This is a genomic window from Paenibacillus piscarius, from assembly GCF_022234545.1.
GTDB lineage: Bacteria > Bacillota > Bacilli > Paenibacillales > Paenibacillaceae > Paenibacillus_AQ > Paenibacillus_AQ piscarius.
In genome coordinates, this window is record NZ_JAIEUI010000024.1 from 88,537 (window position 1) to 112,666 (window position 24,130).

The 24,130-nt window shown below is 55.1% G+C and carries 21 protein-coding genes and 1 pseudogene; 17 read left to right on the plus strand and 5 right to left on the minus strand.

Features of this window, described 5'->3' with window-relative positions; all coding sequences use genetic code 11:
* Positions 1-352 precede the first annotated feature (352 nt).
* Positions 353-907, plus strand: a complete 555-nt coding sequence (locus tag K1558_RS27775) for a class I SAM-dependent methyltransferase (RefSeq protein WP_238655219.1) — start codon at positions 353-355, stop codon at positions 905-907.
* Between the two features lie 59 nt (positions 908-966).
* Here K1558_RS27775 and K1558_RS27780 read toward each other — a convergent pair whose 3' ends face one another.
* Positions 967-1,173 (minus strand): DUF1657 domain-containing protein, encoded by a 207-nt coding sequence (locus K1558_RS27780; RefSeq protein WP_036728736.1) that lies wholly within the window; start codon positions 1,171-1,173, stop codon positions 967-969.
* A gap of 165 nt (positions 1,174-1,338) precedes the next feature.
* On the opposite strand from K1558_RS27780, the gene K1558_RS27785 reads away from it, so the two are divergent.
* From K1558_RS27785 to K1558_RS27815, 7 genes are all read left to right on the plus strand, one after another.
* On the plus strand, positions 1,339-2,199 hold the full coding sequence (locus K1558_RS27785; RefSeq protein WP_238655220.1) for a DUF421 domain-containing protein: 861 nt from the start codon (positions 1,339-1,341) through the stop codon (positions 2,197-2,199).
* Positions 2,200-2,288: 89 nt separating this feature from the next.
* Entirely contained in the window at positions 2,289-3,266 is a 978-nt protein-coding gene (locus tag K1558_RS27790) for an aldo/keto reductase (protein ID WP_238655221.1), read from the plus strand.
* Positions 3,267-3,429: 163 nt separating this feature from the next.
* Entirely contained in the window at positions 3,430-4,407 is a 978-nt protein-coding gene (locus tag K1558_RS27795) for an AAA family ATPase (protein WP_238655222.1), read from the plus strand.
* A 3-nt stretch (positions 4,408-4,410) separates the two neighbouring features.
* A complete protein-coding gene (locus K1558_RS27800) occupies positions 4,411-5,499 on the plus strand; it encodes a DUF58 domain-containing protein (RefSeq protein ID WP_238655223.1) in 1,089 nt (362 codons plus the stop codon).
* Positions 5,496-6,827, plus strand: coding sequence for a hypothetical protein (locus tag K1558_RS27805; protein ID WP_238655224.1), 1,332 nt, complete (start codon positions 5,496-5,498; stop codon positions 6,825-6,827). The genes K1558_RS27800 and K1558_RS27805 overlap by 4 nt, the downstream gene beginning before the upstream one ends.
* A 16-nt stretch (positions 6,828-6,843) precedes the next feature.
* On the plus strand, positions 6,844-7,305 hold the full coding sequence (locus tag K1558_RS27810; protein ID WP_238655225.1) for a MerR family transcriptional regulator: 462 nt from the start codon (positions 6,844-6,846) through the stop codon (positions 7,303-7,305).
* Positions 7,306-7,415: 110 nt separating this feature from the next.
* Positions 7,416-8,396, plus strand: coding sequence for an alpha/beta hydrolase (locus K1558_RS27815; RefSeq protein ID WP_238655226.1), 981 nt, complete (start codon positions 7,416-7,418; stop codon positions 8,394-8,396).
* Positions 8,397-8,421: 25 nt separating this feature from the next.
* On the opposite strand, the gene K1558_RS27820 is transcribed toward K1558_RS27815, so the two are convergent.
* The 3 genes from K1558_RS27820 to K1558_RS27830 all read right to left on the minus strand — a co-directional run bounded on the left by K1558_RS27820 (position 8,422) and on the right by K1558_RS27830 (position 12,042).
* Positions 8,422-8,748, minus strand: coding sequence for an AzlD domain-containing protein (locus K1558_RS27820; RefSeq protein ID WP_238655227.1), 327 nt, complete (start codon positions 8,746-8,748; stop codon positions 8,422-8,424).
* Entirely contained in the window at positions 8,739-9,473 is a 735-nt protein-coding gene (locus tag K1558_RS27825) for an AzlC family ABC transporter permease (protein ID WP_420800475.1), read from the minus strand. The genes K1558_RS27820 and K1558_RS27825 overlap by 10 nt, the downstream gene beginning before the upstream one ends.
* Positions 9,474-9,978: 505 nt before the next feature.
* The gene (locus K1558_RS27830) at positions 9,979-12,042 is read right to left on the minus strand and encodes a beta-galactosidase (RefSeq protein ID WP_238655229.1); all 2,064 of its coding nucleotides are present in this window, start codon (positions 12,040-12,042) and stop codon (positions 9,979-9,981) included.
* Positions 12,043-12,195: 153 nt separating this feature from the next.
* Between K1558_RS27830 and K1558_RS27835 the strand changes: the two genes are divergently transcribed.
* The 5 genes and pseudogenes from K1558_RS27835 (at position 12,196) to K1558_RS27855 (ending at position 19,325) form a co-directional block, all read left to right on the plus strand.
* Positions 12,196-13,029 carry a helix-turn-helix transcriptional regulator gene (locus K1558_RS27835; protein ID WP_238655230.1) on the plus strand — a complete coding sequence of 278 codons (834 nt, stop codon included), beginning with the start codon at positions 12,196-12,198 and terminating at the stop codon, positions 13,027-13,029.
* A 185-nt stretch (positions 13,030-13,214) separates the two neighbouring features.
* Positions 13,215-15,815 (plus strand): hypothetical protein, encoded by a 2,601-nt coding sequence (locus K1558_RS27840; RefSeq protein ID WP_238655231.1) that lies wholly within the window; start codon positions 13,215-13,217, stop codon positions 15,813-15,815.
* Between the two features lie 46 nt (positions 15,816-15,861).
* Positions 15,862-16,563, plus strand: a pseudogene (locus K1558_RS27845) (ABC transporter ATP-binding protein); the annotation flags it as partial.
* A gap of 245 nt (positions 16,564-16,808) precedes the next feature.
* The gene (locus tag K1558_RS27850) at positions 16,809-18,197 is read left to right on the plus strand and encodes an ABC transporter permease (RefSeq protein WP_238655232.1); all 1,389 of its coding nucleotides are present in this window, start codon (positions 16,809-16,811) and stop codon (positions 18,195-18,197) included.
* Positions 18,198-18,221: 24 nt separating this feature from the next.
* On the plus strand, positions 18,222-19,325 hold the full coding sequence (locus tag K1558_RS27855; RefSeq protein WP_238655233.1) for an efflux RND transporter periplasmic adaptor subunit: 1,104 nt from the start codon (positions 18,222-18,224) through the stop codon (positions 19,323-19,325).
* Between the two features lie 67 nt (positions 19,326-19,392).
* On the opposite strand, the gene nagZ is transcribed toward K1558_RS27855, so the two are convergent.
* Positions 19,393-20,766, minus strand: coding sequence for a beta-N-acetylhexosaminidase (nagZ, locus tag K1558_RS27860; RefSeq protein ID WP_238655234.1), 1,374 nt, complete (start codon positions 20,764-20,766; stop codon positions 19,393-19,395).
* Positions 20,767-20,883: 117 nt separating this feature from the next.
* On the opposite strand from nagZ, the gene K1558_RS27865 reads away from it, so the two are divergent.
* From K1558_RS27865 to K1558_RS27880, 4 genes are all read left to right on the plus strand, one after another.
* Entirely contained in the window at positions 20,884-21,387 is a 504-nt protein-coding gene (locus K1558_RS27865; RefSeq protein ID WP_238655235.1) for a ferritin, read from the plus strand.
* Positions 21,388-21,629: 242 nt separating this feature from the next.
* On the plus strand, positions 21,630-22,493 hold the full coding sequence (locus K1558_RS27870; RefSeq protein WP_238655236.1) for a cation diffusion facilitator family transporter: 864 nt from the start codon (positions 21,630-21,632) through the stop codon (positions 22,491-22,493).
* A gap of 84 nt (positions 22,494-22,577) precedes the next feature.
* On the plus strand, positions 22,578-23,483 hold the full coding sequence (locus tag K1558_RS27875) for an NUDIX hydrolase (protein ID WP_238655237.1): 906 nt from the start codon (positions 22,578-22,580) through the stop codon (positions 23,481-23,483).
* Between the two features lie 121 nt (positions 23,484-23,604).
* Positions 23,605-24,018, plus strand: a complete 414-nt coding sequence (locus K1558_RS27880; RefSeq protein WP_238655238.1) for a bacteriohemerythrin — start codon at positions 23,605-23,607, stop codon at positions 24,016-24,018.
* Positions 24,019-24,130: the final 112 nt, after the last annotated feature.

Here is a 24,130-nt window from a genome sequence, read left to right on the forward strand (position 1 = left end):
CCGGAGGGCTGCTTTTTTTCTGGTGAGGAATCCTGCACAAAATGCAACAATACTACCTAATAAAAGTGGTTTATGCTGAAATCCTGCACAGAATGCAACAAAACCAACGATAACTTGCTCTCATCACCGAAAATCCTGCAAATCATGCAACATTGTACCGCAGCCAGTAACCCTTAGAGAGAAAATCCTGCAAGATGTGCAACAAGCGAACTTTGTTCTGGATGTAGAAGCAACTAGGGGAGATTGGATGGTTACATAAGTCCATAAGTGTCTGACATCTATACATTCCAAATTCTAGAAATTAAGATTAGACTGTGTACCAGATCGTGATTCTACATAAGGAGTGGTCTGGATGGAAGAAGCAATAAAAGTTGTCATTGGCAGCGGCGGAAGCCCGCATAACCGGGGATGGCTGCATACAGAGGAGGCGGAGCTTAATCTTTTGCAGGAGGAGCAGTGGGCCGTCAGATTCAAGAAAAGCTCTATAAAAGCGATCCTTGCGGAGCATGTCTGGGAGCATCTGACGTATGAGCAAGGGGTGCAGGCAGCTGCAATTTGTTATTCTTATCTGGCACCGGGCGGATATATCCGCTGTGCTGTACCGGACGGTTTTTTCCCCGATGAAGCTTATCAGAAGATTGTACAGGTCGGAGGGCCGGGCCCCCTGGATCATCCGGCGGCGTCCCACCGCATCGTACATAATTACAATACACTTCGCAGTATGTTCGAGGCTGGCGGTTTCGATGTCAATCTGCTGGAATATTGCGATGAGACCGGCCGGTTTCATTTCAACCCATGGGATGAGAAGGAAGGGTTCATCTACCGTTCGAAGCGCTTTGATCACCGCAATACAGCAGAAAGGCTCGGCTTTGTCTCGCTGATTGCAGATGCTGTCAAAAAAAGCTGATCCCCGCAGCACATCCGCTGCATGAGATCAGCCTTCTAACCATTTCCGGCCGCTCCGGGCTAGAAGCCCCGGTATTGCGGTTCTTCCTTTTCCAACTCGGTTACACGGCCTTCTACCTGCTGAACGATCTGCTGGGTCTGCTCGGCGGCGTTGGTGAACAGGGTCTTGGCTTCTTCATTCTGCGTTTCCATGGCGAATTGCTCCAGGCTGGCCTGGGCGCTTTTGAGTGAAGCCACGCAGGTCTTGACTTGAGATGCAACAGTCATCTTGATTATTCCTCCTCTGTACTGAATAAGGTGTTGAATTCATAGGGGCTAGTGTGCACATTCTAAATCCTCATATTCTGGTAATTTTTCGCATCCGGCAGCGTGGTTAACAGCACCTCTGCTGACAAATACTATGATGAATAATTAATCTTGGGGGGATGCACAATGCCGGAGGCATTAGAGGTGATCCTGCGGACGCTGTTCGCTGTGGTCGTCTTGTTCTTTCTCACTAAACTTCTGGGGAAGCGGCAGGTTTCGCAGCTGTCGTTCTTTGAGTACATTACAGGGATCACAATAGGCAGCATTGCCGCGTATATCTCGCTGGATACGGACAAAACCTGGCATCTGGGCCTAATCGCTCTGGGCGTCTGGGTCGGCTGCTCCCTGCTGATTGAGTTCCTGCAGATCAAGAGCAAGAAGGCCCGCGACTTCATTGACTTCAAATCCACCGTGCTGATCAAGGACGGCAAGATTCTGGAGGACAATATGAAAAAGGAACGGATCAGCACGGACGAGCTGCTGGAGGAGCTGCGGAAGAAGGATGTCTTCAAATTGGCCGATGTCGAGTTTGCCATTATGGAGTCGGACGGAGCTATTAACGTACTTCAGAAGAAGGAGAATCTGCCCCTGACCGCCAAGGATCTCGGCGTTAAGGTAGCTCCGGAGAAAGAGACGCTGGCTGTCATCATGGACGGTGAGATTATGGACGAACCGCTGGACAGCATGAATCTCTCCAGGGCATGGCTTAAGGATGAGCTGGACAAAATGAACCTGACCGTAAAGGACGTCTTCCTCGGCCAGGTAGATTCGTACGGTGAGCTGACCGTGGATCTGTATGCGGATAATGTGAAGGTGCAGCAGGCGCAGGATAAGCCCCAGCTCTATGCGCTCTTGAAGAAATGCGAGGCCGATCTGGAGCTGTTCAGCCTGTCCACGAAGAATAAGGCGGCGAAGCAAATGTACGGCAAGTGCTCGGAACAGATGCAGGAGCTGCTGCAGCAATTGAAGCCGTTTATCCAGAACTGAGGAGCGGATTGTCCATTCCGAACTCATAGCGGTATACTATAATCGATTTCATAGGATCTACTTCTAATACAGGGAGGATGCTGTCGATTATGGAATACGTGAAGCTGGGAAAAACAGGACTGGATGTATCTAGAATCTGCCTGGGGTGTATGAGCTACGGAGTGCCGGAGCGCGGAACCCACCCCTGGTCACTGAATGAGCAGGAGAGCCGTCCGTTCATCCGCAGGGCTCTGGAGCTGGGCATTAATTTTTTTGATACGGCCAATATCTATTCTGACGGTACCAGTGAAGAGATTGTCGGACGGGCGCTCAAGGACTTCACTTTACGCGACGAGGTGGTTATCGCTACTAAGGTTCATGGGACGATGCGTCCCGGCCCCAATGGCGGAGGCTTGTCACGCAAGGCGATCATGAGTGAAATCGATCATAGCCTGAAACGGCTGGGTACGGATTACGTTGATCTGTATCAGATTCACCGCTGGGACCCTGCTACACCGATTGAAGAAACAATGGAAGCCCTTCACGATGTCGTTAAGGCTGGCAAACCGCGGTATATTGGCGCGTCCTCCATGGCAGCCTGGCAGTTTCTGAAGGCGCTGCAAGTGGCGGAGCGGCACGGCTGGACCCGGTTCGTATCCATGCAGAACTTCGTGAACCTGCTCTACCGGGAAGAAGAGCGGGAGATGCTGCCGCTGTGCGAAGCGGAAGGGATTGGCGTGATTCCATGGAGCCCGCTGGCCCGCGGCCGGCTGACCCGGGACTGGCAGGAGAGCACTCCCCGCTCGGAGAGTGATCAGTTCGGCAAGCTGCTGTTCTCACGGACCGAGGAAGCGGACCGGCTGGTGGCACTGCGGGTGAAGGAGATTGCCGAGGAACGCAGGCTGCCGCGCGCTCAGGTGGCCCTGGCCTGGGTGCTCCAGAAGAAGCCGGTTACCGCGCCGATTGTCGGAGCCACCAAGATGAACCACCTGGAGGATGCCGCGGCCGCAGTAGCCGTTACGTTGAGCCCGGAGGAAATCCGCCGCCTGGAGGAGCCTTACATTCCTCATCAGGTAATGGGCTTCTAGTATATTAACAGTGTATTGGGGAGCCGAGAACCGGCTCCTTATTTGCTTATCCGTCCCGATATAGTGAAGAGTGTAACAATCATTATTATATTATGAACGCGCTTTCTGGTATGATGAAGAGAGTGTACATACCTTTTTCTGGAACAGGATGGTGTTATTATTCATGAATCTTCAAGAGGCATCTGCTCTAATTGAGTCAATCCGAACGAATCTCGGGAAGGTCATAGTCGGCAAAGAAAGCGGTGTGAATCTGCTGCTGACCGCTCTGCTGGCGAATGGCCATGTGCTGCTGGAGGATGTGCCCGGCACCGGGAAGACGCTGCTGGCCAAGACACTGGCGCGTTCGCTGGACTGCAGCTTCAAGCGCATCCAGTTCACCCCCGACCTGCTGCCCTCCGACTTAAGCGGCATTAACTACTACAATCAGAAGACCGGCGAATTTCAGTTCCGCCCCGGTCCCGTCTTCGCCAGCATTCTGCTGGCCGATGAGATTAACCGGGCCACTCCGCGTACCCAGTCGAGCCTGCTCGAATGTATGGAGGAAAGGCAGATTACCATCGACGGTGTAACGCATGAGCTGCAGCGGCCGTTCCTCGTTATTGCGACCCAGAATCCGGTGGACAGCCAGGGCACCTTTCCGCTGCCGGAAGCGCAGCTTGACCGGTTCCTGATGCGGATCACCACCGGATATCCGACCTTCGATGAGGGCGTTCATATCCTGCAGAGATTCCGGGAAAATAACCCGCTTGAGGAGACCGCTGCGGTGGCGACGTCCGAGCAGATTCAGGATATTCAGCGGCTCGCTGCCGGAACACAGGTCAGTGACGACCTGCTCGCTTATATGATCCGCATCGTGGAGGCCACCCGGACCAGCGCGGCTGTCCGCCTGGGAGCCAGTCCGCGGGCAGCCTTCGCTCTGCTGCGCGCCTCCCAGGGCTACGCTCTGATTCAGGGCAGAGGCTACTGCATCCCGGATGACATTAAGGCCGTGGCTGTGCCTGTGCTGGCACACCGGCTGATTCTGCAGCGCGGCCCCGGTGTCCGTGAAGGCCAGTCCGCTGAGGTGGTGCTTCAGGCGCTCCGTGAGGTGGAGGTTCCGGCCGAGCCTGCTCTGTCGTTCAGAGGCGGAAGGGTGGAGTGAACCATGTCACTGCCGTGGTTCATTGCCTGCACTTTTCTTCTGCTGGTTCTCGTGTCCGTGATCTATGACCGGAATGCGCTGAAGAAGGTCAGCTATACCCGCTATTTCTCGGCTAAGGCGGTATATGCCGGGGAACAGGTAGAGATGGTTGAAGAGATTGCGAACAAGAAGCTGCTGCCCTTACCCTGGCTGCGGCTGGAATCCAGCATTGCCAAGGGGCTTGAATTCGGTGACCAGGACAACCTTGGTATCAGCAGCGGAGAGATCTCGCAGAATCATGTCAGCCTGTTCTTCCTCCGGTCCTTCCGCCATATCCGGCGGCGCCATCAGGTGACCTGCCGTGAGCGGGGCTTCTTCGTGCTGGAGACAGCGACCATGACCACCGGTGATCTGTTCGGACTCAGCCGCTCCACCAAGACCTACCCGCTGCACCTGGAGCTGCTGGTCTATCCCGGTCTGTTACGGTTCGAAGACCTGCCCTTGCCGGTTCACAGCTGGCTGGGGGAGCTGCCGGTCAAGCGCTGGATCGTGGAAGATCCGTTTCTGACCGCCGGAACAAGAGAGTACAGTGCCGGAGATTCGCTGGCGTCTATTAACTGGAAAGCAACCGCGCGTACAGGAAGTATGCAGGTGCATCAGCGGGATTATACGGCTGACACCAGGCTGGTGATCTGCCTGAATGTGGAGATCAGTGACGCCATGTGGCGGACGGTGACTGATGTGGAGCGGATCGAGCTCGGCATCCGTTATGCGGCAACCGTCGCCGATTATGCGATCAGCCAGGGGGTGGAGACCCGGCTGCTCAGCAATGGACGGCTGGACGGCTTCGGAGCGAGAGATCCTGTGGACACCTGGCCCATAGCTGACACGGAGGAATTCATGGGCGTGCTGGCCCGGTTCAATCTGGACCGTACGGTGCCGATGAGCCGGCTGCTGGAGATGGAAGCCGAGAAGGGCGAAGGCGATACGGATTATCTGATTATTACCTGCCACCGGGGAGCTGAGCTGCAGACGGCTGTTTCGAATCTGAGCTTTCTTGGGAATGGCGTGGAATGGCTGGACATCCCGGCTGAAGGAGGTGGCGGGTTATGAAATCGGGCTTACCGGAGAAAATTAAACCCTTCGCTATACTATGGCTGTCAGCGCTCATAGAATGCCTGCTCCTGCTTCCCGTATGGCTGGTGCTTCAGACATATTTCCAGCCGGATGGCGCTGCGCTGCGCTGGATCGTTCTGCTGCCGGTGCTTGCCGCAGCAGGTGTGCTGCTGCGTGCCGGATGTAACCGCCGGTGGAAGCAGCTGCTGGCTGCGCTTGGACTGGGCGTTCTGGCCGGAGCGCTGGCCGGCGCACTGGCGCTTAAGGGCTTGCCGTTGGTAGCCGGGTCAGCAGTCTGTGCCTTCCTGGGATTAACTACGGCTTCGCGGAAGAACCGGATCTGGTTATACATCAGCGGTATTATTATGTATTGGATTGCTACCATTGTATTTGCACGTTTTCCTGCTCTTCAAGCGGAGGTGCCGGTGCTGACCTGGAGCGGCAGCTTATGCCTGGTGCTGGCCCTGCTGTTCTCCAACAGCAGCCATCTGCGGTACAGCTCGCTTAATGGAGGCGCAGGCCGTCTCCCTCTGGGATTACAGCGGCATAACCGGCTGTTCGTGGCCGGCTTCGTTATTCTGGCCGCAGCTCTTGCCGCTGGAGGAGGCCGGGCGCTTGGCCAATTGCTGATGGGTACTGCGCGCGCCTTCTTCGCCTGGATCAGCCGGTTATCGTCCGGCCCGGAGGAAGCTCCTCCGGAGCAGGCACCGCCAGCCGAAATGCAGGGCTTCCCGATGGAGGAGCCCGCTGAACCTGGGCTGCTGTCGGCTATTCTGAATGCAGGCTTTTATATTCTGGGAGCGGCAGCGCTGCTGGCCTTACTGTTCTTCGCGCTGCGCTGGCTGTACCGGAATACAGGCGGGCTGCTGCGCAGAGTGGTGGATAAGCTGCTCTCGCTGCTGCGTAGAGAGACACCTGCTGCTTCCGGCTACCAGGATGAGGAGACCAGCTTGTTCAACTGGGAGCAGACCGTCTCGGATCTGCGTCAGTTCTTACGCTCTAAGCTGGTGCCGGCCAGCCGCAGGGACCGCTGGGAGGGGGCAGTGGACAACCGCGGGCGCGTCCGCTGGCTCTACCGCCACTGGCTCCAGGCCCGTCGGGCGGAAGGATATGACGTGAAGACCTTCCTGACGCCGCAGGAGACCGCAGCAGATGTGGCGGCTTGGGCTTCAGTGCAGAAGCGCCACCGTAAGCTAGCCGCCGGTGAAGAGAAGAGTCATGAGCAGCTGCTCGCGCTGTACAACAAGGCCCGCTACACCGACGATGACTTGCCTGAGCTTACCGAGGCGGAGACCGCCGGGATTAAGGAGAGGCTGAAGCTGTAACTGGAGGAGCCGTTTCATGAAGGTGATGGATGAAGCGGCTGTTATCTCTATAAGGGAGAGGAGCAACCGCATGGCACCCTATCTGCGCGGCGAGCTGGCCAAAGAGGCTGAGATGAATATCGAGACCCTCAGATTTTACGAGAAAAACGGGCTGCTCCCGCAGCCGGAGCGGTCAGCAGGGGGATACCGGCTATATCCGGAGGAGACGCTCGGCCGGCTCGCTTTTATCCGCAATGCCAAAAGCTGCGGGTTCACACTCCGCGAGATCAGGAAGGCACTGGTGAAATCCGCTGACGGCAGCATTGGACTGACGGACTTCGTGGCTGTCGTTGAGCGCAAACTAGCCGCTGTTGACCAGGAAATAGCCAGGCAGAACGACACACGCGGTAAGCTCGAAGCGTTAAGAAGCGGTCTGCTGGACCAGAACAGACATCCTGGTGTGCAGGATACGCTGGATATTTTGAAGATGAAAGGTTGAAGGCGGATGGTTGTCTCCTGTCCTTATCCGAAGAAATGCCGCTTGACTCTGTATCCTTCTACAGGGTCTATACTGTGGACATCTCAGGATAACAGGAGGCTGATGAATCTATGTTACAGCGAAGCACAACGCCATTAGAACGATTGCAGGCAATGAAGAATTATCTGAAGGTCAATAATCAATTCTCGGGAAAAACGGTGCAGGAGATCCGCTTGGCCGCTGCGCAGGCAGCCGCACAGATCCCACTGTTGGATGGGGTCTTGGTTGAGGAGATTACAGCAGCCCCTTTTGCTGGGGAGTGGGTCAGGGCTGGAGGTGTGCACAAGCAGCTGTCTGCAGGGCAGGAAGTCATGGCCGAGCAGACGGTAATCCTGTATTTCCATGGAGGAGGCTTTGTATCGGGCAGTTGCACCATCTACCGTGATCTGGCCGCGCGTCTCTCCGCAGCCAGCGGAGCAGCCGTCTTGACGGCAGGTTACCGGCTCGCTCCAGAGCATCCTTATCCGGCAGCGAACGAAGATTGCCTCTTGGCTTACCGCTGGCTGCTGGATCGGGGCATACCTGCCGGAAATATAATGCTGTGCGGGGATTCTGTTGGGGCTACGCTGGCCCTGATGACTCTAATTACACTGCGGGATCATGGAGAGCCCCTGCCTGCGGGAGCTTGTCTGCTCTCCCCCCATGCGGATCTTGTCCATCTGGACGGTGACTCCTATGACAGCTGTGCAGAGCTTGATCCGACTGGTAGCCGGGAAGCCAATCAGCAGCTGCTTCAGGCCTATATGGGGGATTTCGCCAGTGATTATCCGGCGCTGCTGTCTCCGCTAAGGATGGATCTTCATGGCTTGCCCCCTATGCTGATACAGGCAGGGCAGCATGAGGTGCTGCGCAGTGACGCGGAGCGTCTGGCTGAACAGGCTATGGCGGCGGGGAACAGTGTGGAGCTGGAGATCTGGGAGAACATGTGGTGTGCATTTCAGCTGCTGGCAGCGATGCTACCCGAATCGGCGCGGGCTATTGAGCATATCGGCAGCTTCATCAGGAAGACCCTGCAGCTGAATGCTCCACAAGGTCAGCTTGACAGAATCTAAGCTTGCCCGGCTCTGCCGTGTAGACTCAGAACAGCATCCGCAGCAGCATCAGGGCTACGATGCCGACTACTACAGTGCCGAGCAGGCTGCGGGTTCTAATAGCCACCCAGAAGGCAGGCAGGGCTGCAATCAGTTCGACATTCGTAGACAATGCGGCGAATTTGCCGCCGTCCAGGAACAGCTCCTGGGCAACCAGGGCCGCCATGACCGCAATCGGCACGTAGCTCAGCCACCGCATTCCCCAGTCCGGGATGGAGATCCGGCTTAACAGCATCAGCGGCAGCACCCGGGGGAGGAAGGTCACGAGCGCGGCGCCGAAGATAATCAGGAAGATATCCGGTCTTATTTCCATCGTTCGATCACCAGTCCAATCGTTGAAGCAATAATAGCAGCAGCAATAACACCCATGCTCGGCGACCACAAGACAGAGACCAGCACGGCTACTGTCATAGCGATCAATCCGACAGTGATGTCGAGCAGGTATTTGCGCCGGCCCATAATCGTCAGTACGAGCAGCCCGATGAACATGGCCGGCAGGGCGAAGTCCAGACCCCACTGTTCAGGACTTGCAATCCATTGGCCGAAAAAAGCGCCGGCGAGATTGGCCAGGAACCAGTTCAGGTAGGCCGTCACATTCAGCCCATGCATCCATCGTTCGCTTATCTGCTTCCTGGCGGCACTCTTCTGGATGGCTACGCCGAAGGTCTCATCGGTGAGCAGCGAACCGATCAGCAGATTGCGCAGCGGGGTCAGATGGCGGAAATATGGCGATAGGGCTGCACTTAAGAGCAGATGCCGCAGATTAACCAGCAGAATGGTGACGACAATGGCGGAAGCGCTGCTCCCGGCAGCAATCATCCCGGCGGCGATAAACTGGGCAGAGCCCGCATACAAAATGATGGAGATCAAGGCAATCTCAGCAAGAGTGAGTCCGGCGGTCTTCTCAACCACCCCCGCGGCGAAGCCGATGCTCAAGTATCCGAGCAGAGTAGGGAGGCAATCCTTGACCCCTTGCAGGAAGGTATCACTGCTCTCCGGCACTGCGGTAGAGTCTGAGCTCTGGCTGCTGCCGGACAGCGGCGGTTCTGAAATCGATTCTGGCTTCATGTCAGGCAAATGCTCCTTCTATAATTCACTAACAGCGTCCGTTGCTGGGGCAGACGGTTGCCATTATAGTAACGTAAATTATAGATTCGGGGAAGAACCAACCGGCCGGAACCAATATTTTTAGCACAAAATCACCCAATGTTGTGTCTTGTAAAACATGGAGAGCATTGTTGCACATTATGCAGGATTTCTCTATAAGGGTTACTGGATGCGGTAGTATGTTGCATTATTTGCAGGAATTCCGGTGCAGAGAGCAAATTAGCGCTGAAGTTGTTGCATTTCGTGCAGCATTTCAGCATAGAACGCCCCCATTAGATGGTAATGCTGCATTTTGTGCAAGATTTCTTTCAAAATGTTACTGGCTGTAGAGCTAGAGCTATCCCTCGCGCTCCACTTCGGCACTTTCCTGAACAAGCACAAAAGGACCGCTCACGCAGGCCAACTGCGGGAACGGTCCTTTTCATTCATATAAGTATTACTTCAGGACCAGCACGCCGTACCCGTCCATCGTGTAGCTTCCCGACAGCGTCTGTCCGCTGATCAGGTCCGTCTTAGCTTGCTTCAGCACAATCTGCGCCGGTTCTTCGCTATAGTTGAGCAGGAAGGCAACTCCGCCAGCGGCATCGCTGTCAGTTGCACGAATCTGAAGCTCGACTCCCGCCGGTAATTCCGCCCAGTCAGCGGCAGGGGAGGACAGGCCAAGATGGCCGATCATCTGCTGCACCGACGCTTCGTTGAACACGGCCCCGTAATACCAGACCTCACCAGCGCCGCGGCTGTTGCGGGTCACGGCCGGTTTGCCGGCGTAGTAATCGGTAGCATAGGTTCCTATGACCTCCACACTGTCATCCTCCACCTTCAGGATGTCATTGAAGGCATCGGCACCAGTCAGTGCCTCAGGGTCATTCGACCAGCGGATGGAGGTCGGCTTGCGTGTTCCTTTGACCAGCGTGAATTCTTCGACGGTTACCCCGCACAGCGCCTGAGCCGCCCCCGGAAAAGGCCGCATGTAGCATTGTCCGGTCGTATCCTTATAGCCCGTGCGGCAGCCGAAGACCAGCTTCCCGCCCTGCTGCACGTATTGATCCAGCAGCGCCGCTGTAGCATCGCTCATAATCGCGGGATGCGGATAGACCAGCACCTCATAGCGGGCAAGCTCGGCAAGGGTGGTGTGGCTGCGCAGATAGAGCACATCATTCGGAATATGTCTCCGCTGCAGCGCCTTGAACCATTCCTTGTTGCTCTGCCACATGAACGGTCCGTGCCATACGTCATATTCGCCGTCCCATTCATTGTCATAATCACGTACAATCGCGATGCTAGCCTGCGTCCGGCTGCCGATGAACGAAGGACCGATCTGCGCCAGCTCGCGGCCGATCTGCTCCGCTTCCTTCACCCGCCGGTTCGGCTGGTTATGGTAGTCGTTCAGGCCGTGCCAGTAGATCTCATTGCCCATCGTGGCCGTCCGCCAGCGGAAATAGAGCAGCATGTCAGCGCCGTGGGCAACCGACTGGTATGTCCACAGCCGCATCTGGCCGGGCTTCGGAGATGGCATATCCAACCGGTTGACCCAGCCCCCCGGGCCGGACTGCTGCTCCATCACGCAGAAGTTACTGCTGATTGAACGCACGGTCGACAGGGACAGACTCCAACCCCGGTCAAGCATCGGGTTCACTTCTGCCGGATCGAAGCCGATCGTAGAGAACTGCGGGTACGAATCATAGCTGAAGAAGTCCAGCAGCTCGTCATTAAGTTCATGGCTGTCCAGATGCCCGAACAGGCCGTTGGTGGTTACCCACTGGCCGGGTGCCAGCTTCCGCAGAATATCCGCCTGAATCCGGGCGAACTCAATCGTATTCGCGGAGATGAACCGCTTCTCATCCAGAGCCTGATGCGGGTTGGGCTGGCGGGGCGACGGGGTAGGACGGGTGAGGCCGACCTGCGACCAGCGGGTATAGGTCTGGTTCCAGAATACAGTGCCCCATGCCTCATTCAGCTTGTCCAGCGTAACATACTTCTCTTGCAGCCAGGCGCGGAAGGCAATGTGATCGCTCTCCGAATAGAATTCATTGATTTCACAGTTCAGCTCGTTGTCGATCTGCCAGCCAACCACACCGGGATGGCTGCCGTAATGCTCAGCCAGCTTCGTGACGATTCTGGCGCAGAGCTCGCGGTATTTGGGACTGCTGTAGTTGTAATGGCGGCGCATCCCGTGATGGAGCGTCACACCCTCATACGTAACATTCAAGACCTCCGGATATTGCTCGGTCAGCCAGGCGGGCGGGGTTGCGGTAGGCGTTCCGAGAATAACCTTCAGCCCATGCTGGTGCGCCAGATCTATGGCCCGGTCAAACAGGCCGTACTGGAACTGCCCTTCCTCCGGTTCAAAGATAGACCAGGCAAACTCCGCCAGACGCACTACTGTGAAGCCTGTCTCCACCATACGCCGGTAATCGTCAGCCCACATCGATTCGGGCCAGTGCTCAGGATAATAACAGACGCCAAGTTCAAACCGTTCTGCTGCAAAAGGTATCTTCATTGTAACCTCCAGATGTAAAAATGTGCTTTCATTACTCTGCAAATCTATTGTATTATCAACAGTGTTACCGCTGATATAACATAATATTGCTTTTATATCATTATATTGCGTGTTGATTGTGCCTTGATACGTCTAACAGAAGAGAGGACTCTTATGAGACAACACTGGGTCTTGCCGCAGCCGGCCTATGCCCATTATGTATGCTACCCGGAGATGCTGGGAAGATACAGCGAATTCCCCGAGCATGCGGAACGCAGAAGTGAAGGGTTTCTGAATAGTTACAATCTGCACATGGTATTTAGCGGAGAAGGCTATGTGTTCCATGAAGGGACACGGATTCCGATGACTGGAGGCAGCGGATTTCTTTTTCCGCGGGGCGCATACCAGCAATACGGGTCTGACCCTGCGCAGCCGTGGGATGTCCGCTGGATGCATTTCGCCACCGGACTGTCCCTGCCGATGCTGGAGGAGGCGGATCAGTCACGTGGTTACTTCTTCACGTTCGATCCCGGCAGCGGCTATGAAGAGCGCTTTGAGGAGATGTACCGGCTAAGCTCAGCCTATGAGACACGGAGCGAACCCCGCCTGTCTGCACTGCTCTATGAGATTCTGGTCACGCTGATGCAGAATTCCGAGCCGCTCCAGGGCTCCGTTCCGCTGGAGATCAGGCATTCCATCCGGCTGACAGCCGATAGAATCTACAGGGAATGTGAGCAACCCTGGACGCTTGAAGCTATGGCCCGGCTGGCCGGATACAGCAGCTATCATTTCCTGCGGCTGTTCCGCAGCATCATGGGAAAGACGCCAAACCGTTATTTAAGCGATTGCCGGATAGCGCGGGCCAAGCTGCTGCTGGCCTCCACCGAGCTGTCCGTTGCGCAGATTGCCGGGCAGAGCGGCTTCCAGCAGTCCAGTTATTTCATTAAAGTATTCAGACAGCAGGAAGGGATGCCGCCGAACCAGTACAGACGCTCCTTCCGCTCATAGCTCGGGGGTTAATTTAGGACCTAGTATTAACAAAGTTTGTTACATTTCCCGCTGAAAATGTGCGGCTGCTGCCCTATTTAGGGTAGAGAAGGTTACAATTGGAAGCGAAGGGTTACAAAGTGGATACAAATTCCACGCGCCCAGCCACTATACTGTTTCTAGTAAATACATCTGGAGGGAAATTAATGAGAAAGTATAAAGTTACATATGCTGCCCTGCTGGCGGGTACGCTGATCGCCGGACAACTGGCCGGAAGCATCACTGCCCCTGCTGCGGACGCTGCGGCGGCCAAGTCCCCGGCGGTATCCGCTCCGGCTGCCTTCAAGTTCAACCCTGTTCCTCTGGGAGCGGGAGTGAGCGCAGTGCTGGAGAATATCAACATCTGGAATCAGAACGGCGGAAGCATTGTGTCGTATACATTGAAATATACCAATTCCGGCAATGCCAGCGTGAGTCTGCTGCGGGTTTTCTCGCGTGTGGTCACGCCGGGCGGTTCTGTGCTGCCCGGGAACCCGGTAGGCGCTGATGCGCTGAAGAAGAAGATTGGAGCCAAGGAGAGTCTCAGCGTTACCTATTATGTCAATGTGGGACAAGCAACCTCCCTGCAGGGGATGAAGGTATCCATGTATGTCTGGGATGCCAAGGCGAAGGGATATCTGAAGCAGACGGGCTCTTTTGCCGTGCCGGCGAATTATTCCACAGCGGCTGCGGCGGGCACCGGCCAGAATACCCTGATGAACGATATTCCGGTCACAGCCGCCGCGGATTCCCTTCAACTCTATAAGTACAATGGCAAGGTCTACGCCAGAGTGGGTGTAAGCCTGACCAACAAAGGCAATAAAGTGCTGGGAGATCCGGGCTATTCTGCGTACCTGGTCTCCGCAAGCGGAACATCCTTCGAGCTGGCGCTGAGCGGCACACAGACCGATTATAAGATTCAACCGCAGGAGAAGCGGAACATCTACTATCTGACCGAAATCCCTGCTTATCTCAAAACCGATAACATGCGGCTGCAATTCACGAAGAAGGACGAGACCGCGAAGATTGAGCTGCCTCAGGCTTCATACAAGCTTCCGGCTGCAACGACGCCTAACCTTGTAGTTGGCAACGGTGTGGTCAAGAAGATTACCGTGAACAGCAATACGGTCGAAACGCTGCTCCGCAACGCCAATGTCTATTCACAGGATGCCGATGCGGTATGGACCTTCCAGATGCAGCTTAAGAATACCGGCAATAAGGCAGTAACGCTGCCAAGCTATGAGCTGGCCGTCAAATCTGTGAATGGCAAGATGTATCAGGTGAACGCCAAGGGAGTCAGCGGTATTACCCTGAAGCCGCTAGAGACCAAAATTGTTCCGCTGACCGTCCGTATACCGCTTGAAGTCGAACAGTCGGGCCTGCAGCTGATGATGATTGAATCGGTCGGCAGCGAGCCTGCCGCGAGCGCGCCGGAGCCTAGTGGAACAGGCGAATCTGCGGGCAATACAGGTGGAACGGGTGCAGCGGCCCCGGCGATCTCGACATCCAGGATGATTTTCCCGGTAGCCTATTTCGTCATTCCTTACGCCCTGCGCACAGAAGTGCAGACTGGCCAGGAATATCTGGTCACGAATTCTTACGGCTCTTTCTCTTACAGCATTCTGTCCATGCAGCGTTATCCGTGGAGAGATGATGATATTGTTGCGCTGCGGCTGAGAATCATCAACACGCAATCTGTATCACTGACGCTGCCTGAGCTGAAGGGTTCGATTAAGCTCGACAATGAGGGACAGCCAGTGACAACGGAGCTGTACATGGATAACAAGGAAGCTTCAGTACTGGCACCCGGCAAGTCGGCGGAGCTGTATGTACTCGGCAAAATCCCCTATACCTCAGAGTTCCGGGATATGCGGGTTGCCCTGAGCGGCACCCAGAATTCAGAAACAGTTCCATTCCTGGATGTTAGTGTGAGCAACTCCATCAACAGTATTCCGACCATCGAGCAGGGCAAGAGCTACACTATCAGCGGCAAAGGCAGAACAGCGAGTGTTCAGGAGAACCGGACAACGGTGTATCAAGGAGAGAGCCAGAATCTGGTATACACCGAGCTTCTGCTGAGCAGCGAAGAGAAGAGACAGAGCAAGATGGCCCGTCTGCAGGCGTATTATAAGACGAAGGACGGTCAATATTTCGAAGCTAATGTCAGCCAGTCCGAGAACAGCGCTTCTCCTGGCGCGAAGCAGCTCGTGGTTATGTGGGCCAAGCTGCCCAAGGCTACGGACACTGCGGATGTCTCACTCTATCTTGGTGCCGGGGTCAAAGAGGGCAAGCTGACCGACAGTAAGGAGGAAGCGACCGGGTTCGTGAATGTGGCGGCGCTCCAGCTTAACCCGCAGGCGAATGTGCCGAAGAATACATTGGAAGCAACGGTAGTATACCCTTATACGATTTCGGTGCTGACCTCGGAAGGCAAGCGGATGAAGAATTCGGACACCTTGGATATAACAATGAACTACAGCCTGCGGAAGGATAACCAATATGATGCAGGCCCCCTTGAGCATAAGCTGATCCTGCAGATTACCGATCCGTTCGGCATCGCTACCGAGAGAGTCCTTACCCTGGGCACCGATCTGATCGAAGGGACGAATAACCAGTATTCCTTCTCGCTCAGCAGACCGCTCTACAAGACGATGGGCGGAGGAGCCTACAAGTTAGCCTTCTACGATGAATTCCAGGGCGAGCGGCTGCTGCTGGGCAGCCAGGCTTATTCGGTTACCAATGTGGTTCCTCAGAAGACAGAGGAATGACCGTCATCCGCTCAAAAATCTTTGCTTATAAAAAGGAGCAGCTTCCATGTTGCGTGTTGAAGATATTACGCATTCGTACAAAAGCGGGAATGAATGGACGTCCGTTCTCCACAAAATCAACTTTACCGTCAAGGCCGGAGAGATGGTTGCCCTGCTGGGGAGCTCGGGCTCCGGCAAGTCCACCCTGCTCAACCTGATGGCAGGACTGATGAAGCCTACAGAGGGACATATCTACATTGCCGACAAGGATATCGTCAAGATGGGCGAGAACAAGCTTGCCGAGTTCCGGCGCAAGAATATCGGATTTATCTTTCAGGCGTATGAGCTGATTACCAGCCTGACCGTGCGTGAGAACGTGGAGCTTCCGCTGGTGTTCCAGTCGGTCTCTCCCCGGGTCCGCAAGGCGAAGGCGCTGGCGCTGCTGGAGCAGGTCGGGATTCCCGACAAGGCGGATCTGTTCCCCTCCCAGCTCTCGGGGGGCCAGCAGCAGCGGGTCAGTATTGCCCGCTCACTCATCACAGAACCGTCGGTCATCTTCGCCGATGAACCGACGGGGAACCTAGATTCCAAGACTGAGGAAGAGATCATCGGCATTCTGCTGAATCTGAACCGGACGATGAAGACCACCTTCATTGTCGTTACCCACGAATACAGTGTGGCGGAGCAGATGCAGCGGATCTTCACACTGAAGGACGGCTTCCTGGTGACTGAACCTCCGGCACCAGCCGAGGCTGTACATAAGGAACCGGCTGAAGAGATCAACCTGCACAAAGCTCCGGAAGCGGAGCCTGCGCCAGAAGCTGAGGCAGATACAGGTATTAATACAGAGACAAATACAGATATAGAGACAGGTGCTGAGCAGACCGCTGCAGCGGAAGAACAGACTGCTGCCGGGGCAGAAGAACATGAGGCTGCTGCGGACGAGAAGCAGCCTGCCAAGGAATCCGGGGTGCCGGAGGCGGCGGATGCTGAGCCTGAAGAGGGAGGGAAGCCGTGAAGATCAGAGACATTTCACGGATGGCCTGGGATCAGGTCAAAAGACGTAAGGTGGTAACAGGTCTGTGTATGACCGGCATATCCATCGGCTGCGCCGCGATCATTGTGGCCTTGAGTGTAGGCCAATCTGCCCAGGTCTATGTTACGGATCAAGTCAATGCCAATTTCAAGATGGATGAAATTATGGTCTCGCCGGGCGGAGGAATTCCGTCGAACGGCGGCCAGAGCGCAGGCGGCGGATCGGGGGGTGGGGACGATAACCTCAATCAGGGCATGTTGACCGACCAGAAGCTGGAGATTATTCGCGGACTGAACCATGTGAAGGCGGCCTCGCCTTTTCAGGAGGCCGGATATCTCCAGATGGTAACGGTAGACAACAAGATCTCGGATGTGAAGATTGTGGTGACTGATCTCCAGAAGCTGACCGCCTACGATCACAAATTCAAACAGGGCGGGGCGAATGACCAGGTAGGAACGATAGTGCTTAATCACGGGGCTACCCTGGGCCTGATTGACCTGGAGACCCGGGAGAAGCTGTTCGAGCAGATGAGCAGCGGGCCGTATAACCCCGAGCTGTATCAGCAGTATGAAAAATTGTCCACTGTGCCGTCCGAGTTGTACCGTAAGCAGGTTCAGATTCAGGCTCAGGATTACAGTTCTACTTCACAGACAATCAAGCTTAGCTCACCGCTCCAGATCGGCGGCATTCTGGCGCTTCCCAAGGGAATGGATGAGCAGCGGGCCTCGTATGACAAGATTATGTATATGTCGCCGGAGACCGCCCAGCAGCTCTCCAAGGAGCTGACCTTCGATAATTCCACTTCCAGTTCACTCAGTCTCCCGCCGGAAGGAAGCTACAACTCGGTTACGGTCAAAGTAGACGATGTGGCGAACATCAAGTCGGTGGAGCAGATGATTCAGAAGCTCACGCTGAACGCTCAAGATAATCTGTACCAGCAGGAGATGCTGAAGGAACAATTTGATATGATCAAAATGGCAGCTCTCGGCATCGGGGTATTCATCCTCATTATCGCTTCGATCTCTATTATTGTGGCGATGACGATGTCCACCCATCAGCGGCGCCGCCAGATCGGGATTATGAAGGTGCTTGGTGCCAACATGGGCCAGATCCGCAATATGTTCATTACGGAAGCTGCGCTGCTGGGGCTGCTGGGCGGCCTGCTGGGTGTTGCCTTCTCCTATTTGATCGTAATGGGACTCAACAAGCTGGTGGGCAGCGCAGGGGAAGGGATGAATTTCTTCATTCCGACGATGAACCTGCCGGTCGGCATGTCCTTTGCGATCATGACCGGTGTGCTGTCCGGGATCTATCCGGCGATCAGCGCCTCCAGAACCGATGCGCTGACTGCAATTAAACGTGACTAACCCTAAGCTAGAAAGGAAGCCGAAATGATGAAGAGGACTCTAAAGAAGAGCCTGAAGTGGATCATAATCTTAGGTATTATCGGAACAGCAGGTTATTTCGGATATACCAAATTCTTCAAGGGCGATGAGACAGCCGAGCTCCCGCCGGAGCCGATGCAGGTCATCAGCTTCCCGGTTACAGAAGAGACGTTGACCAGCTCGGTACAGGTCAAGGGCAGATCCCAATACCAGCAGGAGACCCTGGTCTACGCGCCATTCGCTTCCAAGGTGACCGCCTGGAAGGTGGAGAACGGGGCCCAAGTGAAGAAGGGCGATGTACTGTTCACGCTGGACCAGAGCACGCTTCGCAATGAGATTGATACCGCAGAAGCGACTAACCGCAAGGCGAAGCTGGAGGCGGAGCTGAATGCCTTTGTCAGCCAACAGGAGGATGAGTCGGCCACACCGGTCGGATCAGAAGCGGATCGGCTGAAGGCCCTGGCCGCCCAAGAGACGGCACGTCTGAACGACGAGCTGAACCAGGTCAATGCCGAGATTCAGGCCAAGGAGCTTGCGGAGAAGAAGAAAAAGCTGAGTACTGCCGTATTCCATGCACCCGAGACAGGGATCTTCCTCTTCGACAGCAGTACAGAACGGCCGCAGACGGTCACTGACAACCAGTATATCGGCAAGATTGTCGATCTGAACAAGCTGGAATTCATTGCCCAGGTCGGCGAGCAGGATATCTTCCGCATCAAAAAAGGCATGAAGGTAAAGGTAAAGATGACGGCAATGAAGGATCTGACCCTGAGCGGTGAGGTTAAAGAAGTGGCTAAGTTTGCCACTACTACCACCGGCCAGAACACGGCCGGGCAGATTCCGCAGTTCGAGGTGGTCATCTCTCTCCAGCCGGATGAGCGTCTGATCGGCGGCCTCAGCCTGAGCGGGGACATCGAAACGACCCGCAAGGAGAAGGCGGTGGTGGTCTCCAATATCGCGGTTATCCGCGAAGGGGACAAGGCCTTTGTCATGCTGGATAAAGGCAACGGCCAATATGAGCGGACCGAGATCAAGACCGGTATGGAAACGACAGACAAAACGGAAGTGCTGTCCGGGCTGAAGCCGGGAGACACCGTTGTTCTGCAATAGTTGATAGGAATGCAAGAGAGCCCCAGGCCGGGATCGGATGATCACCAGGCTTGGGGCTCTCTTTGCGTTACTTCTGCATAAACGGCTTCCGCCAGGCGATGATGTCCTGGTTCAATCCGGTAAGGTCCGGCACAGGGACAGCATCGTCCGACAATTGGTATTTGGCCTTCAGCGCCAGAATCCGGTACACGCTCTCATCAATCCGTGATTCAGGGATCGTGCCGTCCTTGACACTCTTGAGCAAGGCAGCCCGCACGGCCTGCTCGTTCTTGTATTCATGCGCGACAAGCAGGATATCGCTTCCTGCCAGCACGGTATCTACAGCCGCCGCCGGGAGGCTGTAGTTCTTGACAATGGCGCCCATGGTCAGATCATCGGTGACGACCACTCCTTCATATCCCATTTGTCCGCGTAGCTGCTGGCCGATGATCACCTTGGATAAGGAAGCAGGACGGTCCGGATCCAGCTTCGGGAACAGGATGTGGGCGACCATGACTGCATCCGCCTTCTCCTGAATGGCTGCCTGGAACGGCAGCCATTCCAGCTTGGCCAGCTCCGCCGCGCTCTTGCCGATGACCGGAAGCTCCAGATGGGAATCTACCGAGGTATCCCCGTGGCCCGGATAATGCTTGACGACGGGAATCACGCCTTCCTCCTCCAGTCCTTTCATTTCGGCTATACCCAGCCGTGATATCAGCTCTGCATTATTGCCGAAGGAACGGCTGCCGATGACCGGATTCTTAGGATTGCTGTTGATATCAAGCACCGGGGCGAAGTCCATATTGAAGCCGGAGGATTTCACCGCCTTGGCCAGCAGTCCGCCCATCGTTCCTGCAGCGGCAGCATTGCCCCCTTGTCCGACTGCCGCATTAGACGGAAATGCGGCATACTCGTCAGGAAGGCGGCTAACTTTGCCGCCTTCCTGGTCGATGCTCATGAACAGCGGTGCGGGATTGCCGTTGTTACTCTTTTTCAGGTCATTGGTGAGCGTGACAAGTTCTTTAAGGCTGCCGACATTGCTGGAGTAGAGAATAATGCCGCCCACCTTGTCCTCTGCAATCATCTTCTGCGCCTCGGCACCGGCTGTCTTGCCTGAGATGCCGACCAGCAGCATCTGGCCTATCTTCTCCTCCAGCGTCATTCCGGCCAGGGTGCCGGCAATGGCATCGTCCTGCTGTGAGCTGCCATCAGCGGCAGCAGGAGCCGGGGTTGCCGCCGGTTCAGGCGTTGCCTGAATTGCTTCCGCAGTGGCAGCAGGCGTAGCAGGGGCTGTAGTTGCTGGGGCTGAAGCGGCTGACGGAGTTGCACCGGTGACGGGCTGGGCTGAATTCACTTTCCCGCCGCAGCCGCTGGCCAGAAGCAGGAAAGAGACGGTTGTAAGTACGAAGAGCGGCCGCTTGTGGGGAATTAGCCTGGTTTGCGGCAATCTGAAGCGTTTCATGGTGCATCATTCTCCTTTTCGTTTGCTGAGGAACCCGGAAGGGTGATAGAATAAACAGGAACTTACATAGAGCTGCTTGAATGTATACCCAATTCTAGAAGATGAGGTGACCTGTCAATGAAAGAGCAATTGATGAACACGCTGAATGAACAGATGAATTTCGAGTTCTACTCCGCTCACGTATACCTGGCGATGGCGGCGTATTGTTCCGGTGAGAGTCTGGACGGCTTCGCTAACTTTTTCCTGGTGCAGGCTGAAGAAGAGCGGTTCCATGCCATGAAGATCTACAAATTCCTGAACGACCGCGACTACCGGGCGACTCTGGCAGCTCTGCCTGAGCCGAAGAATGAGTACAGCTCCATGCTGGATGCGTTCGAACACGCTTATGCCCACGAGCAGACGAATACGAAGAAATTCTACCATCTGGCAGACCTTGCCCTGGATGCGCGTGAACATGCGACGATCTACTTCCTGAAGTGGTTCATTGATGAGCAGGTGGAAGAGGAGGCGCTCTTCAGCAACATTATCGCCAAGCTCAAACGGATCGAAACGGACAGCAACGCCTTCTATATGCTCGACGCCGAATTCGCAGCACGTTCCTTCACACCACCGGCAGAATAACAATTCATACGCCCGCGGCATTCTCCTTACTCAGGAGGGTGCCGCTTCTTTGTGCGCTTCTCTATTATAAGGGTCAAAGTTGAACGAGGGCAAAGAATGTTAGGTTTCGCAACATCCTTCCGGCTGCCCAACTCTATTTGGCGGGGTTAACTCTTGCGCCGCGCGGCAACACTGTTTCTCTAGACCCACCCGATCCTCAGCGTGTAGTATGGAACAATACTAATCTTTGGAGGTCCTTTTTCTTGGAAAATTACAGTGATATCAAGCAAAGTGAAAAAGGAGCATGGCTAAGCCTCGTAGCCTACATACTATTGTCTGCCGTCAAATTATTTATCGGCTCCGCCTCCGGTTCCCAGGCGCTGCTTGCTGACGGTCTCAATAACAGTACCGACATCATTGCTTCCGTAGCCATTCTCATCGGGCTTAAGATTTCCCGCAGGCCCCCGGATTCGAATCACGGCTATGGTCATTTCAGAGCAGAGACAGTTGCCGCACTCATCGCTTCTTTTATCATGATTGCAGTCGGCTTCCAGGTGCTCTATCAGGGAGTGAACAAATTCATTCAGCCTGTACTGGAGACCCCGGATATGGTAGCTGCTTGGACGGCTGCTGCCTGTGCTGTGGTGATGATCGCAGTGTATATGTACAATATCAGACTCGCCCGCAATCTGAATAGCAATGCCATGTATGCCGTTGCGCAGGACAACCGTTCGGACGCCCTTGTCAGCGTGGGGGCATTCACCGGCATTATCGGCTCGCAGTTTGGCCTGCCCTGGCTGGACCCGCTGACCGCAACGATTGTCGGACTGATGATCTGCAAGACGGCTTGGGATATTTTTCGCAAGGCCTCTCATGATCTGACCGATGGCTTCGATGCTATCCGGCTGGAGGAGATGAAGCAGACCGTAGCGGAAATTGAAGGCGTGGAGTCGATCAAGGATATCAAAGCGCGTATTCACGGGAACAATGTGCTGGTGGATACCACTGTGCTGGTGGACTCCCGGCTGAATGTTGTGCAGAGCCATGATATTACCGAAGAGATTGAGGATCAGCTCAAGGACCGCCATAAGGTATCGACAGTGTTGGTCCATATCGAACCCATGTGACAGCAGGATGCTGGCGTCTGCTTGACTGGCTAAGGTGTAATGGGTATATAATAACATTATGTTATTAACAAAAGGAGTGTATCCATGCCTAACCAACCGTTAACTGATGCGAGCGGCTTGACCGAGGAGCAATTCCTGCAGAATTATCAGGCGGGCAGCTATGAGCGGCCCTCTGTCACCGTTGATATGCTGATCTTCACTGTGATGGAGCAGGAGCAGGACAATTACCGCAAGCTGGCGGAGAAGTCCTTGCAGCTCTTGCTGATTCAGCGCGGGGAGCATCCTTTTCTGGGACAATGGGCCTTGCCTGGAGGCTTCGTAGGGATCAACGAGAGCGTAGAGGAAGCCGCCCGCCGGGAGCTGTACAGTGAGACGAATATCGATAATATCTATATGGAGCAATTATATACTTGGGGCGATGTGAAGCGTGATCCGCGGATGCGGGTCATCAGCTGTTCTTATATGGCACTGGTGGACCGCAAGTCGCTGACCGTGCAGGCCGGGGATGATGCCGCCGATGCTGCCTGGTTCGAGGTCTCGTATCGTGTTATGGAGACGCGCCGCGAGGTCGTGGAGCAGGATATCCGGCAGGAGACGCTGGTCGAGATTGTCCTTGAGAATGAGCAGAACAAGCTCAGCGGTGTGGTGAAGCTGACGGAGACCGTTCAGGGACATGTCCGCCGGATGGAGCGGGAGATTGTGCGCAGCTCGGGATTTTCTTTTGACCATCTGCTTATGGTTCAGTATGCGATTGAACGCTTGCGCGGCAAAGCCGAATATACGGATATCATCTTCAATCTCATGCCGCCGCGGTTCACCTTGTCCGAGCTGCAGCGTGTATATGAGATCATTCTCGGCAAAGAGCTGCTCGCCGCCGCCTTCCGCCGCAAAATTGCCGAGCGTGTCATCGAGACCGATGAGAGTACCCGGGATGCCGGACACCGCCCGTCGAAGCTGTACCGTTACAATCCCGAGTGGAATTTATTTTGAGAATAGCAAGCTCTTCCGGCCCAGCTGCCCTGTGATGTTGTTAATAGAACTTTCATGGGGAAAAGCGGACAATAAATTATGTTTTGAATATGTGATTTATGGCAAAGGACAGGGTGAGCCCATGATCAGCTGGAAAGATTCGTATGATATCGGTGTAGAGAAGATTGACTGCCAGCATAGGCAGCTGCTTGTGAAGCTGAATGATTTCTTCGATGCATGCAGCAACCAGCAAGGCAAGGAGAAGATCGAAGAGACGTTGAGATTCCTTAAGGACTACACCGTAGAGCACTTTGGCAGTGAAGAGCAGCTGATGAAGGATATCGACTTTCCTGAGCTGACGGAGCACCAGAGGACACACGCTGAGTTCGTACAGACGGTGCTGGATCTGGAGGAGACGATTAAGACCAAGGGAGTGTCCGTCTTGTCCACGATCAAGCTGAACCGGACGCTGACAGATTGGCTGATTAACCATATCCACAAATGTGACAAGCTCATCGGCGCCTGCATCGCGGCCAAGGGCAACCAGGCGGTATAATTGAATCTACAGAAGAAGGAGATGCCGGGAGGCATTTTCTTTTTATATGCGCGCCCAGAGGCACGCATTATCTAGTTGGTGAAAATCCAACCAAAGGAGGGACCAAGCCACC